Origin of the sequence: Paenibacillus sp. ATY16 (assembly GCF_003399985.2) — a bacterium.
Taxonomy (GTDB): Bacteria; Bacillota; Bacilli; order Paenibacillales; family Paenibacillaceae; genus Pristimantibacillus; species Pristimantibacillus glycanilyticus.
On the sequence record NZ_NMOK02000035.1, the window covers coordinates 1 to 14,618 of the forward strand.

Here is a 14,618-nt window from a genome sequence, read left to right on the forward strand (position 1 = left end):
TCGCCAGAGCCGTCGCCTGGCTGTTCGCCAGAGCCGTCGCCTGGCTGCTCGCCAGAGCCGTCGCCTGGCTGCTCGCCGGAGCCGTCGCCTGGCTGCTCGCCGGAGCCGTCGCCTGGCTGCTCGCCTCCGTTGTTCTCACCATTGTTGTCACTCGGCTGCGGAGTACTCACTGGAGGAGATGTATACACCGGCGTCGGTGTAGGCGTCGGAGTTGGAGTAGCCGGCGGTACGTATTGCTGCTTCGCTTCATACGCGCCTGTCAGAAGCAGGTCGCGCGTAGCATTGGCTTGTCCGCCAAACTTTCCGTCTGCGCCGTTACTCAGCACCTTTAATTCAAGGGCTAACGCAACATAACCTTGTGCCCAATCCGATACGGTCGTATCCGATCCCGTTTTTGTTTTGGCGTCATCGTTTTTGCCAAGAACTCTAACCAGGAAGGTTGCCAGCTGCTCTTTGGTCACTTTGCCCGCAGGGTCGTAAACGCCAGCTCCGTACCCCTCCGTTACGCCCGCTGATTTAAGCGCTTCGATGTATGGCAGAGCGTAGCCGTTGGCCGCGTCATCGGCCTTTACGTCCTTGAAGCTGGACGTCTTCAGCGATTCGTCCGTTTTGAGCCCCATAATAAGCGAGGCTACCTTCGCGAACTGGGCTCTGTTCATTTCCTCCTTCAGACCAAAGGTGGTGTCGGAGACACCGTCGAAGATTCCCGCGCTGATCATGGCGTCAAACTTGGCTTTTGTTGCCGCGTCCAGGTCCTTCAAGTCCGTGAAATCAGCGGAGGTCTTACTGTTGGCAAAGCTTAAAGAAGCGTATGAGCAGAGAAGTATAACTAAAGCAATGCCTGCGATTTTCTTTTTCATCATTATCATTCCTTCCCCTTAGAATGCAATCCCTGCCGTTTAGACAATCCATTGCAAAACCCCGTCATACAGGTTCATACTGTTTATATCGGAATTGTGAAATCATTCTTAGATATGGGCGGAGGATAATATTGAAAAAATATGAGGCGAAATGCTTACTAAATGAGCGAAATGAGCTGGGAGAAGGCCCGGTATGGGATGAGCGGCTTCAGGAATTGCTCTGGGTCGATATAGAAGGCCGTCAATTACACCGTTACCGTCCAAGCGACGGAAGAAAGCTCCAGATCGAGACGGAGAAAATGATCAGCGCGGCGGTTCCGGCAGAGGATGGCACCTGGTTAATCGCGCTGGCGGACGGCTTTTACCGGTTGAATCTGGAGACAGGCGATATATCCTTGATTGCCCGCACGGAGGAAGAGACGGCGACGAACCGGCTGAATGACGGCAAATGCGATCCGGCGGGCCGGTTCTGGGCAGGAACCATGATCTCCACGAGGAAACGGAACGGTCATCTCTACGTTCTGGAGGACGGAAAGTTATCGAAGCGGTTAAGCGGCATTGGCTGCTCCAACGGGCTGGCGTGGACGGCGGACGGAACGGTCATGTACTACATAGATACCTTCGAGAATGAGGTATATGCCTTTGATTACGACGTTGCCAGCGGACAGATCGCAAATCGGCGGATTGTGATCCGATTCCCGGAGGGGGAAGGCAGTCCGGATGGCATGAGCATCGATTCGGAAGGGATGCTGTGGATTGGACATTGGGGAGGCTGGCAGATCGGGAGATGGAACCCGTTAACCGGCGAAAAGCTCGCCACGATCCCGATTCCCGTCCGGAATGTCACTTCCTGCGCTTTTGGCGGCGAGAATTTGGACGAGCTGTACATTACGACAGCTAGAATTGGCAATGACAAGGAACAACTTGAGGAACAGCCTCTCGCCGGAGCTGTTTTCCGCGTGAAGCTGGATGTTAAGGGATTGCCCGTGCAGCGGGCGAGAGGTTAACGCGGGAGAAAGGCATGAAAATAGATAAAAAGCCGGGAGACTCCGATAAGGAGGCCTCCCGGCTTTTTTAGCTCAATAGATTCGCATGGTTATAAGCGATTCCGCAGGAGCACCGGCGGGTGCCGAACATCGCGTGATACGAAGGCGGGAAATCGGTATTAATCCGTATGACCTGCTCGGCGAACTCCTCGGAGCTCTTTGGTACCGGACCAAGCGAATCGGCCTTTGCTTGCGTATCGATATGCGCGCCCGGCGGAACAAACCTGCCGTCGGGGATCCGCACTCCGTTGGTCACAATCGCGTCCATCGAAACATAGGAGCCGCGTCCCACCTCCGCATTAAAGACAATGGCTTTAAAGCTTACGAATACATCATCCTCGATCAGGCAAGGGCCGTGGATAATAGCTCCGTGAGCGATGGAGACTCTTTTGCCGATAAAGACGGAGTAGCTTTTACCGCATACCTCAATGCCTTGATTAGCCAATCCGTGCAAAATAACGCCGTCCTGGATATTCGAATTCGAGCCGATGAGAAACGGGGTTCCTTCGTCGGCCCGAAGGGCGGCACTGGGGGCAATATACACATTGTCGCAGATGCGCACATCGCCAATCACGCTCGTAAACGGACTTACGTAAGCGGTAGGGCGGATATAGGGAAACCGCTCTACGGGATTAATGGACGTAACCGGATTAGGGCTGATAAACCGCGCGAATAGATTTACGGGGCCTATTGGAAGATGGGAACCCATGTCGTAATCTCCTTGTGACCGAATAGGGAATGCTTTTCTATTAAGCTATTCCGCCAATAGGCAAATGCCACAGGGAATTGTTAAAGCGAGAGATTGCCGCTGACCAGAAGGCCGAAGCAAGCCGCATTCACAAGAAACGTAATGCCGGCGCCGATCAGGAGGCCCTGAACGATGCCGGTTTTTTTATTGAACACTAATATAGCCGGAAGCAGATAGACAATTTGAGCAATGCTGATGAAAAAGAAGCCGATCGGGAAAAGGAACAGCAGGCAGTGCAGCACGGCCAATATTCCGATGCCTAGGAATACATGCTTTACGTGATGCGGCGATTTTTCGTAAGGCGATTTGCTGGGGCTTCCCGGCTGCCTGTTATCTCCGTTATCCCCGTTATTGACTCCAGTCATAGACCTTCCCTCCCGGATGCATATCGAATTCCTCTCTCAGCTCGGCAAGCTTCTTCTCCTGCTCCGCCGTGCGATAGAACATGTTGTAGGTATCAAACGGAATGATTCTGCCGTCCGGATGCGCGATATGCACGCAGGATTTTTTGACCGAACGCACATCAAAGTTGTACGGATCCAGAAACTGCATGATGATAACCCGGAATACATTGTCGTAACTGATATGCTCGGGTACGGAAACCAGCGGCAGGCAGCACAGCAGGCTCTTCAGCGATAAAGCCGAGGAAGCAGGCGAATGGGCCGTCGAGAACAGCTCGAAGATTCGCGACTTCAGCGTTTCGTCCTGCTCGAACACGATGGTATTGCGGCCGCCGTCCAGCAAAATTTGGGGATCGATTAACCCGGTTAACGGGATAGCCTCTCCGCCAAGCTTTAACGCGTAACCCATCGCAAGGCAATCCGGATGGCAAGGAACCGGGATGACATCCTCCGCGCGGAAAATGCCAGATTGATCAATGATGCCCTGCCGTACCTCGCTAAGCGTCAGGCGGTCTTTGGCCGGGTCGAACTCTTCCAGTCTTCCCGCTGCCTGAATCGGCTGGAACGTGACGCCGCGCACGGCGCGCTGCTTCAAGCCGAACTGAATAATATCGCCAATTTCGTGATCGTTCAGGCCTTTCTTCAGCGTAACAACCAGGGTGGTCGAAATGTTGAACTCGTTCAGATGCTCTAGCGCTCTGCGCCGCACATCGCGAAGGTCCACGCCGCGCAGCTCCCGGAGCGTCTCTTCATCGAAGCTGTCGAACTGCAGGTAGATTTCGAAGCCCGGCATATATTGGGCCAGCCGTTCGGCGAACTTCCTGTCCTGGGCGATCCGCAGACCGTTGGTATTCACCATGACGTGCTTGATGGGCTTGCTCTTAACCAGATCCAATATTTCGAAAAACTGCGGGTGAATCGTAGGCTCTCCGCCGCTGATCTGTACGATATCCGGCTCGCCTTCGTTGCGGACGATCGCGTCCAGCATGAACTCGATCTGCTCAAGCGAACGATAGGAGCCGGCATGCGGGGAGGATTCCGCGTAGCAGATCGGACATTGCAGGTTGCAGCGCTCGGTAATTTCGAGCAGCGTCAAGCAGCTGTGCTGCTCATGGTCGGGGCATAGCCCGCAGTCGTAGGGGCAGCCGTAGCGGATCGGAGTGTTCCATACCTCCGGCATTTCCGCGGGCTTCAGAAACTCCCGGCACTTTTTGTAATACTCCGCATCGCTTGCGATTAGTACCTTTTCGCGGCCGTGCTGTCCGCAATATTTCAGAAGGAATACCTGATTGTCCTCAATGATCACTTTCGCTTCAACCTTGCGCAGGCATTTGGAGCATACGCTGCTCGTCAACTCGTAGAAAATATAAGGTCTGTTTTTGGTTGTCATCGTTACAATTCCTTTCTGTGCGAGCGCTGCGGCCGTATAAGCCACTTGGATAAAAGAACGGCGTAATAGGCGAGTCCGGCGATACAGGCAAGCTGTACATTGTTGAGTCCTAGATAGAAATGCGGTGTTGGCTTAATGAAATCGATAACGAAGCGAAACAGCAGATAACCGGTCATAAACAATTGAAAGACTGCTCCGCCCGGCAAGCTGCCTTTTCGTTTCGAACGGAAGAGGAAGGCGCCCAGCAGCAGGAGGAAAGCAATCTCGTACAGCTGCGTCGGATGCCGGAGTACCCCGTCGCCGAAATCGATTCCGGTAATCCAGCTCGTGGCCACGCCGTACGTATGATCGTCAAGACCGGTCAGGAAGCAGCCGATTCGCCCGATGACCATGCCTACGATAAGAGGCACTGCCATGTCGTCGCCCGTGGAGCGGGAATAGCCAATGCGCTTCTTCGTCCATTCGACGCCGATAAGGCCGCCGAGCAGCCCGCCAACAATCGTTTTGCCCTCCATGAGATAGGTGTAGCTGTTCCAATTCTCAAGCGTTAAGCGAGGGTCCTCGAACCAGTACAGCAGCTTGGAACCAACCGCCGCGCCCATGATGGCGCCAACGATAACCCACATGCCCTGCACGATCGGCATTTTGTCTTTGCTTCTTGTGTAGAGGTAGACGCGGAAGCCGATAAAATACGCGAGTGTTTCGAATACCGCATGGGGATGCAGCTTTACAAATCCGAGATCAATCCAGACAGGGAAAGTCATGATGCGCTCCAATCTATCGTATTGGCTTATTTTGTATAGATTCGCTTATCGATACAGAAATCCCTTTCGATTTCCATAAGCTTTCCTCGGCTGGGAATGAGACCGCAACATTAGAAAACAGCTCCCATGGTACAAATAAGGATGTAAAAAACGGGAGGAGCTGAAGCAGAGCATGAACGGATTAAACGGAAAAATGGCGCTGGTAACCGGTGCGAGCAGAGGGATTGGCCGCGCGATTGCGCTGAGACTTGCGGAGGAGGGGGCGGTGGTAGCCGTTCATTACGGTTCTAATCATGATGCGGCGGCCGACGTCGTAAGACAGATCGGACAGCTGGGAGGAGAAGCCTTTGCCATAGGGCAGGAGCTGGGTACGGCTGCCGGCGCGGCTAAGCTTTTTGAAGAATTGGATCTGGCCTTGGAGCGGCGTACGGGAGAGAAGTATTTTGATATTCTCGTTAACAATGCAGGCGTGGGACTTCCTGTGCCCATCGAGGAAACAACGGAAGCCGACTTCGACCTTGTGATGAATACCAATGTGAAGGGACCGTTTTTCCTTATTCAGCAAGCATTACCCCGACTAAGAGACGGCGGAAGGATCATTAACTTGTCTTCTGCGGTAACGAGAATTTCCTTGCCGGGGGTCGCGGCTTACAGCATGAGCAAAGGGGCCGTCAATACGCTTACGTTATCGTTATCCACCCAGCTTGCGCCCCGCGGGATAACCGTTAATGCTCTGCAGCCCGGCTTTGTCGCCACGGATATGAACAAGGCTATGCTGCAGGATGAAGCGGGCTATCGATTCGGTGCCGGGTATTCGAGCTTCGGCAGATGGGGAGAGCCTTCGGATATCGCGGATGTCGTCGCGTTTCTCGCTTCCTCCGAGAGCCGCTGGATTACGGGACAGTGCATAGATGCAAGCGGAGGGTCGCATTTATAAGAATGTGAGGAAAGGCCGGGAATCTCTCTGGAAGAGATGCCCGGCCTTGCATCGTATTATTCGCCAAGCACGGGAAGAAGAACGTGGCTTGGGTATTGCTCGGAGTGATAGATGGTCTGCGTAGCCGGAATCGGCTCCGGATCGTCATACGGGTTCAGACCCGTATTGGAATTCGGGAACGCGACAAATTTGCTGGACGACGTAATCGAGAAGCGGATGCGGTGTCCGGCAGGGAACTGATGCGCGATATTCGGCAGGAAAATTTCGAATTTCTCTACCTGGCCAGGCGTCAGCAGCTCCGGCTTGTCATAGCCGTGACGGTATTTGGCGCGGACGATGTAGCTGGAGAGCAGAATGGAGTTACCGGCTTCATCCACGTCGCTAAGCGCGACAACCCAGTCGGTATCGACCGCCGAGCTTGCCGCATAGAGAACGGCAGACAGTTCGCCGGCAATCTTAAGCGGCTGCTCCAGCTTGTCGCCGGTATAACAGAGAACGTCCTGGCGGAGCTCGATCGTACGGCGGTTTTCCGGAATCCGCTCCCCGGAATCCACGACCGGATCGGTCGGGTTATAGACATAAACATCCGGCGTGTTGCCTTGCTGCGGCTGCCGCAGCGTCAGCTTGCCGTCGCCAAAGGCCGAGTTCGCCCGTCCGCCGCCTCCGAGGTAGAATGGCGTAACGGCCGCTTCAACCGGCGTCCAATCCGCCGATGTCCGCCATTTGTTCTCGCCTACCACGTAGTAGCGGGCGCGCGGCTCCTCGTTAATGCCGTTTGCCGTACCCTTCAGGAAATGGTCGAACCAGCGGAGGACGTTAACGTCGTAGTCGTAGACGACGGCATTCTCGCCAAAGGCGGTGCCTTCCAGGTCACGGGCGCGGTTTGGACCGTGCTCCCACGGGCCAAGCCAGATTTTCCGGTTCGGAACGTTATGCTCGGTGAGCAGGCGCCACGTTTCCGATACGCCGGGGCTGTCGCCGTCGTACCAGCCGGAGATGACGAACATCGGAGCTTTAATCTGGTCCGCACGCTCCGAGTGGGTGCAGTTCTTCCAGTATTCGTCGTACTCGGGATGCTGGCTCCAGAAGTCCCAAGGACCGGAATTCCTGCCGATCATCTGCTGCGGGATGTCTCTGATCGGACGCGCTTCAACGGCCTTGGCCGGATCAACGGTAATGCCGCCAAAGATCTCGAAGTCTGTCCGGGTGCCAACCGACTGGGCAAGCGTCCAGGAGAGCAGCGGCCAGGAGCAGACGGTGCCGCCGCGGCGGACCGTATCGACAAACGGCGACCCGACGTTAACTTCGTTCACGACCGCCTTCAGATTCGGATGTCCGCTGGTGGATGCCGCCATGACGACGTAACCAAGATAGGAGGCGCCCCACATGCCAACATCGCCATTCGACCATTCCTGGGAAATAATCCAGTCAATCGTATCGCTGCCGTCCTCGCGTTCGTAATAGAACGGGACAAGCTCGCCTTCGGAATCGGCGCGTCCCCGGACATCCTGGTTCACCACGGCATACCCCTTGTTCGCCCAGCGCAGGAAATGCTCCTTCTTGCCGGCCCGGTCATAGCAGGTTCGGACAAGAATCGTCGGCAGCTTTGCACCCGGCTGAATGCCTTCCGGCAGATAGACGTCGGTTGCGAGCTTCAGACCGTCACGCATTGGAACCAGGAACGTACCGAGATCATTTACGCCGTATTCGGGCTTGGACAGCAGGGCATCGTCGTACACGACAAGCGGAGTGAGCTTCTCCATGCCTTCCTGCACGATAATCTCCATGCCGTAGCGGTTCGGGCAGAGGAAGGCGATAACGGCGCCGTCCAGCGTTACGATATCCACGGCTGTGTCCTTCCGTCTGGCCCATACCTGAGAAATGCGTCCTTGCTCATCGGTATAAGTGAGATGTCGGTGATAGGTTTCGCCATTCGCGGTCACAACGCGCTCCCCGGACCATTCGGTCTTGCTGTAGACCGGGAGATTCTCGCTAATCTGCTGAAGGGGGAGAATATATTTCGTCTGCGGGTCCAGCGCATGCTCCCGCATCTGCGTGCGACGTCTGCGGTCTACTCTGGCATGCATCACTTTATCCTCCGTGAAACGAAGCTTACCCTCGTATACGCCCGTGCAATAAAAGTTGTAAATCGTCATATGCAGCTCCTCCTATCCCCATACCTGTTCGAAAATACGCAGCCAGTTGCCGCCAATGATCTTGCTGACTTCTTCATCGGAATAACCCCTTGCCACGAGTCCCCGGGTAAAGTTGATGAACAAGCCGTATTGCTCGAGTCCGGCGACAAGCTCGGTGGACGGTCCGTCTCCTTTGGCAAAGCCAAGCTTAGGGGCGATATGCTCTTTGAAATAGACGAGGGACCAATCGACGTCGCTCATGGGCCAGTCTGTTCCGATACCGACATGGTCAACGCCAACTAGACGAACGATATAGTCGATGTGATCGAGCACATGATCGATGGTTGTAGCCTGCGGATCGCCGTGAACGAACCATGGCATGGCGAATACGCCGATTACGCCGCCCGTATCGGCAATCGCGCGAAGCTCGGTATCGCTTTTGCAGCGGCGGTGAGGATAGATCGCTTCTACGCCCGTATGGGAAGCGATAACCGGCTGGGTGGAGAAACGGCAGGCATCCAGCGTGGTTTGCTCGCCGCAATGGCTGGTGTCGACAACGATGCCAAGCTCATTCATGCGGCTTATAAACGCCATGCCGAAGTTAGAAACGCCGCCATTCGCCAGCTCCATACACCCGGAAGCGATGGCATTCTGATTATTATAGGTTAATTGAAGCACCCGAAGGCCAAAGCCGTGAAGAGCCTCGAGCAGGTCGAGGTTCTTGCCGAGACCGCCCGGATCCTGCGAAGTGACGATGCCGGCTTTAAGCCCTTTGCGCTTGGCTTCGCGGATATCGTCTGCCGTTAGCGCCTTCACAAGCCAGTCGAACCGGTCGAACTGCTCCTGCATTTCGCCCATGCTCGTTATAATTGCTTCCGGGCTGGACAAATCCACTTCCCGGTTGCCGGCCGTGATTCCGGAGCGGTACCACTCTTCCTTGAAGGCAGGCAGTTCGCCGCTTACGGACATTTGCCGCAGACGTTTGGCAGGGAGGGCGCTGTATGCCATCGGGTCATCCTTCAGGGCTTCGCATTCTTCTTTGATTTGCGCCGATACTTCGGCGGGAACAACGCGGGGGGATAAAGGACCCTGGAACAGCAGATCGATTACGATGCTGCGTTCATGGATGTCCAGTGCCCGCTTTTCTTGCTCCGGGGTGAGGTGAAAGTCGTACAATCCTTGATGATCCTTCATGATGACACGCTCCTAGATTGCGATAGTTATACCTTTGCCTTGAAGCTTGGCTTGCTCATACAGATAAGCCGCCACGGCCAGATCCTCAACGGCCAGGCCAAGCGATTTGAAGAGAGTAATGTCCTTGTCCGAGGCTCTGCCCGGAGCAAGGCCAAGAAGGATTTCGCCAATCTCGCCGATAATATGATCGCTGCCGATCGCCCCCTCTTGAAGGGGAATCAGATAGTCCCCGGCTTCGTTTACGGCCGATTCATGCCGGTCGACATACAGCTTCGCCTGCCGGACAACGCTTGTAGCGAGCTCCCGGTCGGGAGCCCGGCAAGCGCCAACGGCGTTAATATGCGCGCCTTCGGGAATCCACTCTCCCTGCAGAACGGGAGTTGTAGAGGAGGTGAGGGTACAGATAATATCGGCCTCCGCAACGGCCTGCTGCGCGGTAGCCGATATCTCGATCGTCAGCTCCGCGTATTTGGCGCCCATCTCATGCTGAAATCTGGTCGCATGCTCCAGGTTAGGACTCCATATACGGACAAGGTCGATCGGGCGGACAAGAAGCGATGCCTCGAGATGAGTGCGGGCTTGCTCGCCTGTTCCGATTAACGTAAGAACCCGCGAGTCTTCTCTTGCGAGCAGCTTCGTTGCGGCCGCACTGACGGCGGCGGTACGTATGGCCGTTACGTTACGGCCGTCAACAATGGCGTTTATCGCGCCATTCTCCGCGTTAAACAAAGCAATAACGCCCTGATGGGAGGGAAGGCCGCGGTTATGATTGTGAGGGAAGACGCTGATCAGCTTCGCTCCAACGGCCTCCTGCGAGGCGAGATACGCCGGCATGAGTCCCATTAAGCCGCCCTGGCGGACGGGAACAACGGACCGGAGCTGCTGTTCGGCTTGTCCGGCGGACAAGTCGGACAGGACGTTTTCCATAATCGGAATGCAGGCTTCCATCGTTAATAGTTCGGATACAACGTTACGGTCAATGACTAACATGATGCGCTCACCTGCTTGCTGTCGAATGTAGATCTATTTTATTTTACCTCAAAAATATTAGGGAGTGTAAGCGTTGCTTGGAGCAGCAAAAAAAAGAGCCCGCCGGTTATCCGGCAAGCTCTTCCAAGAGGGACCGATTCTAGCCGAACTGGCTTCGGTAGATGGTGTTTCGGCCGTTTCTTTTGGCCGTGTAGAGGGCCTGGTCGCATTTCGTATACATCGATTCCATATGGGTGTGCTGATCCGGAACGACGGTGAGCACTCCCATGCTTATGGTGTAGGAGACAGGCAGACTGGTCGGAGCGGATTGCAGCATGATCTTAATCCGTTCGGCCAGCGCGCTTGATTCCAGCTCGCCCTTGCCGGGAAGCAGAATGCCGAATTCGTCTCCGCCGTAACGCACGAACAAGTCGTCCTTGTCCAAGTAATGCCGGATTCGCTTCGTTACGTCCTGCAGCACGAGATCGCCGGTATGATGGCCGTATTTATCGTTAATGTCCTTAAAGCTGTCGATATCAAACAGCAGGTACGAGACCGTCTCGCCTTTCTTGGCATAGTGATTCAAGTACCTTTTGGCGCTGGTCATAAACGTTCTTCGATTTAACGCACCGGTCAGATCGTCATAGCTTGCGTAATGAAGCAGCTCTTGGTTAGTCTTTTCCTTCCACAGCAGCATAAAGCCCATTATCCCCAGGATCGTAAGAATATAGATCGTCATCAGATAGAGCAATTGGTAGATCCCCGGCGTGAAAAAGCTTGCGGGAATATCCGTAAAGAGAGCGGTTGTTCCTCTGACCAGATTGGCCGCAATCACAAACAGATAAATATAGCCTATGACTTTCATTAGCGGGGAAGGTCCTTTGATCAGCCTGTACATAGGGGCAAGTATGATGGCGAGAGCGGCAGAGCAATAGGCGATCCGGGCCTCCTCTTCGTTATGGATCAGCATAATGAGGTGAAAGCCCGCAATGCTGAGAGGGATAGCCAGCCTGTACATGATTTTATAGCGCGTCCGCCATTCGTTTCTTAATCGCAACATGGAGATGGTCTCAAGGGAGGCTCCGACGAACATGAGGGAATTGGCAACGGAGATAGTCAGAAAGTCCGGGATCTCTCTGCGCAGGACAACAAGAAACCAGGAGCAGGATTGAAGGCATTTGGCCAGGAAAAAGATTCTGACCGGCAAGGCTCTAATCACATCCCGCCAATAAGCGCTTATAAGGATGAAGGTAAATAAATAAGCAATTCCAAGAAAAATAAGGATTGTTGTCGAATCCAGCAGTATGTTAATGGTGGTCACCAGCCTGACGAGAAAATATCCGTTACTGCCGATTATAACAGGATGCAGGAAACGGTTGGAAGACGTTGTTCGTAAAATTAATCCTGGATCTTATTTCAGCTACGTTTAAGGAACAGGAGATACACTGTCAATTATAGGACATTTGACGGGTGTAGAGGAGGCAATGTTATGGCAAATTCCAAATGGGTGAAATGGGTTGTCGGTCTTTCCAGCGTAGCGTTATTTACGGGGATGGTGGGCGTTATCAATCATTCATCGGCAAATCCAACAACAAGTCCGGTCAGCAGCGACGTTCTAAATAGCAGTCCATCCGATGAAGGAATCCAGGGTAATGACGGAACAGGCTCCTTCGAGCAAAGGCCGTTTGGCCGCGGGCGCGGCATGGGACACGATTTTGGCTCGGGAACGGACTCCGGAACTGGTTCCGGCGACGAAGGCATGCGGACGCATGCTTCATAGCGGGGAGGGAGCATAGATGGCATTGCATAGATTCCGGGCGATGAATTCGCAGTTTTTCACAAAAGGGCTGCATGAAGGCGCGCAGGCGATGGCGGAGAGCTGGATCAGCTTCGTAGAAGAGAAGCTCAGCCGGTTCAATCCGCACAGCGAGCTGTCCCGAATGAACCGGTCTGCCGGACAACCTTTTTCCGCCTCCACGCTGCTCTATGAAGTAATGGCTGAGGCCAACCGTTATTATGAAGCGACAGACGGTCTGTTTAATCCTTATATGGGACATGTCATTCGCGAGCTTGGATATTCCGGGACGTTTGAATCCTTGGCGGAGAAGTCGGCGCATGTGAAGCCGGTGTTTGCAGCTAATCCCTTTGATTGCGAGCAGCCATTGATTCTGGACCCGGGCACAAGAGCGTTAACGCTGAATTTGAAGCTTGCGGTCGACCTGGGCGGATTCGCGAAAGGATGGAGCGCCCATCAGCTGTCCCTCATGATTCAGCATGCGGGCGTACGTTCCGGTGCGATTGGAGCGGGAGGAGATATTGCGCTGTGGGGCGTGCCGGACGAAGGCTGGTCGGTTGGCATCGGTGATCCTTGGGAAACAAGCCGGGATCTGATGACGCTTCGGGTAAGGTACCCGGCGGGCATCGCCACAAGCAATACGGTTAGAAGGCAATGGAAGGACAGCGCCGGCCACAGCCGCCATCATATTATTCATCCGCGCACGGGAGCGCCAGTCGAATCGGATCTGGCCCAGGTGACGCTGTTTGCGCCCAATCTGGCGGACGCCGAGGTATACGCGAAATGCGTCCTGCTTCTCGGCCGGGAGCAGGGCTTCGAATGGCTTGCGGGCAATCATCCGGCCTGCGCGGCGGTAGGCGTGCTGCATGACGGATCGATCCGGACGGTTGGCCCCATCGGTCAGTATGCGGAGGAAAGGGGATTATGCGTATGAATCAGATATTGGATGCTCTAAGCGTATGGACCACAACCCGCGCGGCGGGCATTACGTCGTATTTGTTCCTGTTTCTGTCCACGATTGCCGGTATTTCCATGGGATCGCGGCTAATTAAAAATAAAGCCAAAGCGACGGTGCTGACTATTCATCAATCCGCGGGCTGGTTCGGCTTTCTGTTCGGCATGATGCACGGAGCCGTGCTGCTGTTCGACCAATACGTGGGCTATTCCGTAAGCGGACTGCTGATCCCGTTCACGACCGAATCGCATCCCGTTCTAACGGGCATGGGGACACTCTCGTTTTATATGTGCTTTATTGTTATCCTGTCCTCCGACATGATGAAAAAGCTTGGCAAGAAAGCGTGGAAGATGACGCATATGCTGGCATTTCCCGGGTATTTTCTAGCCCTCCTGCACGGTCTTCTGATCGGCTCGGATTCAAGCTATCCTTGGGCGCAGGCGATGTACGGGGCGACGGGTATGATCGTAGCGGCGCTTACGGTCTACAGGGTATGGACGGCGAAGAAGGATAAGCGCGATGATCCAAAGAGCGGGCGGGTGACTTATCCGCATGGGAAGCCGATCATTCTTGAGCCCCGCGACTATAAAGTGCGATAAGGCCCTTCAGAGGGTCTTTTTTTATTCTAAAGAATATGTCGGTGATACAGGCTATTGAAGGAGACAACTTTCGCACCTCCCGCATAAAATGTAAGCGTATCACATTCCTCGAATTCGGAGGTGATGAAAAGTGCTAGGATCGCTTACACTTTGGATGGAAGTTGCTTTGTGGGTCGTGCTGGGCTCGATGGGATTAAACCTGTTGGTTGACTTGTTCAAAACGGTAACAGGCGGCAAATTCTCATTGGACTTCGTATTGGGCTACCTGAAAGACCTGTTGTACTACGTGATGCCGCTGCTTCTTCTTGCGGGAATTTCTTTAATGGACGTAACAGGCTGGGTCGTTCTGGTTGGTTATTACTTGGGCGCGCTCGCAGTGCTCCTGAAGTATCTCATGGACTTGAAAGGGAAATTATAATCCATGTTGGATGCGGCAGTCGGCAAGCGGTTAAACAAGGGCTGAGCATCTTCGGATAGGATAGGCCGGGGCTTCTTACGGGAGGGTTCCGGCCTTTAGTTTGCGCGAACCGGACGGCAGAAGCCCCCGTGTAACCAACCGAGCCCCATGAGCACCCTTGTACCCCCTTGTGCCTGCATCACGCCTAACGAATCTAGGTAACGCTATTCGGCTGATCTGGCGGGATTTTTATTTCTAACGAAACTACCTCACGCTATTCCATGCCGCAGCCCTGCTTTTTACCGTCAAAGTGTCCGATAGCGTTACTACGTTTCGTTAGACTCGGGAAACGGCTGATTTTCGCCAAATAGGCATATGACGTTTTGTTAGCGCGGAAAGCCCCCTGGCCCGGCACTCTTTGCAAGTGT

The 14,618-nt window shown here is 54.3% G+C and carries 15 protein-coding genes; 6 read left to right on the top strand and 9 right to left on the bottom strand.

All coding sequences use genetic code 11. From position 1 onward, the window contains the following. Positions 1–863 (bottom strand): S-layer homology domain-containing protein (locus tag CFI03_RS20030; protein WP_248758946.1); only part of this gene is annotated, 863 nt, incomplete at its 3' end. Positions 864–991: 128 nt separating this feature from the next. Between CFI03_RS20030 and CFI03_RS20035 the strand changes: the two genes are divergently transcribed. Further along, entirely contained in the window at positions 992–1,867 is an 876-nt protein-coding gene (locus CFI03_RS20035; protein ID WP_248758952.1) for an SMP-30/gluconolactonase/LRE family protein, read from the top strand. Between the two features lie 67 nt (positions 1,868–1,934). On the opposite strand, the gene CFI03_RS20040 is transcribed toward CFI03_RS20035, so the two are convergent. From CFI03_RS20040 to CFI03_RS20055, 4 genes are all read right to left on the bottom strand, one after another. After that, a complete protein-coding gene (locus CFI03_RS20040) occupies positions 1,935–2,615 on the bottom strand; it encodes an LbetaH domain-containing protein (RefSeq protein ID WP_248758954.1) in 681 nt (226 codons plus the stop codon). An 80-nt stretch (positions 2,616–2,695) separates the two neighbouring features. Next, positions 2,696–3,019: a hypothetical protein gene (locus CFI03_RS20045; RefSeq protein WP_248758958.1), complete on the bottom strand. Its 324-nt coding sequence runs from the start codon at positions 3,017–3,019 to the stop codon at positions 2,696–2,698. After that, positions 3,003–4,445, bottom strand: a complete 1,443-nt coding sequence (locus CFI03_RS20050; protein ID WP_248758960.1) for a radical SAM protein — start codon at positions 4,443–4,445, stop codon at positions 3,003–3,005. The genes CFI03_RS20045 and CFI03_RS20050 overlap by 17 nt, the downstream gene beginning before the upstream one ends. Before the next feature lie 2 nt (positions 4,446–4,447). Continuing rightward, complete coding sequence (locus CFI03_RS20055; protein WP_127498829.1) at positions 4,448–5,209, bottom strand: prolipoprotein diacylglyceryl transferase; 762 nt, start codon at positions 5,207–5,209, stop codon at positions 4,448–4,450. Positions 5,210–5,381: 172 nt separating this feature from the next. Between CFI03_RS20055 and CFI03_RS20060 the strand changes: the two genes are divergently transcribed. Continuing rightward, positions 5,382–6,146, top strand: coding sequence for an SDR family oxidoreductase (locus CFI03_RS20060; RefSeq protein WP_248758962.1), 765 nt, complete (start codon positions 5,382–5,384; stop codon positions 6,144–6,146). A gap of 56 nt (positions 6,147–6,202) precedes the next feature. On the opposite strand, the gene CFI03_RS20065 is transcribed toward CFI03_RS20060, so the two are convergent. From CFI03_RS20065 to CFI03_RS20080, 4 genes are all read right to left on the bottom strand, one after another. Further along, positions 6,203–8,302, bottom strand: a complete 2,100-nt coding sequence (locus CFI03_RS20065; protein ID WP_248758965.1) for a CocE/NonD family hydrolase — start codon at positions 8,300–8,302, stop codon at positions 6,203–6,205. A 12-nt stretch (positions 8,303–8,314) separates the two neighbouring features. Beyond that, positions 8,315–9,475: a dipeptidase gene (locus tag CFI03_RS20070; RefSeq protein WP_248758967.1), complete on the bottom strand. Its 1,161-nt coding sequence runs from the start codon at positions 9,473–9,475 to the stop codon at positions 8,315–8,317. 12 nt (positions 9,476–9,487) lie between these two features. After that, a complete protein-coding gene (locus CFI03_RS20075; RefSeq protein WP_248758969.1) occupies positions 9,488–10,465 on the bottom strand; it encodes an ornithine cyclodeaminase family protein in 978 nt (325 codons plus the stop codon). Between the two features lie 139 nt (positions 10,466–10,604). Further along, a complete protein-coding gene (locus tag CFI03_RS20080) occupies positions 10,605–11,651 on the bottom strand; it encodes a GGDEF domain-containing protein (protein WP_248758971.1) in 1,047 nt (348 codons plus the stop codon). A gap of 282 nt (positions 11,652–11,933) precedes the next feature. On the opposite strand from CFI03_RS20080, the gene CFI03_RS20085 reads away from it, so the two are divergent. From CFI03_RS20085 to CFI03_RS20100, 4 genes are all read left to right on the top strand, one after another. Beyond that, a complete protein-coding gene (locus CFI03_RS20085) occupies positions 11,934–12,224 on the top strand; it encodes a hypothetical protein (RefSeq protein ID WP_248758972.1) in 291 nt (96 codons plus the stop codon). A 16-nt stretch (positions 12,225–12,240) separates the two neighbouring features. Beyond that, positions 12,241–13,173 carry an FAD:protein FMN transferase gene (locus CFI03_RS20090; protein WP_248758974.1) on the top strand — a complete coding sequence of 311 codons (933 nt, stop codon included), beginning with the start codon at positions 12,241–12,243 and terminating at the stop codon, positions 13,171–13,173. After that, on the top strand, positions 13,170–13,793 hold the full coding sequence (locus CFI03_RS20095) for a ferric reductase-like transmembrane domain-containing protein (RefSeq protein WP_248758976.1): 624 nt from the start codon (positions 13,170–13,172) through the stop codon (positions 13,791–13,793). The genes CFI03_RS20090 and CFI03_RS20095 overlap by 4 nt, the downstream gene beginning before the upstream one ends. A gap of 130 nt (positions 13,794–13,923) precedes the next feature. Continuing rightward, positions 13,924–14,211 carry a hypothetical protein gene (locus CFI03_RS20100; RefSeq protein ID WP_248758978.1) on the top strand — a complete coding sequence of 96 codons (288 nt, stop codon included), beginning with the start codon at positions 13,924–13,926 and terminating at the stop codon, positions 14,209–14,211. The last annotated feature ends 407 nt before the right edge of the window (positions 14,212–14,618 follow it).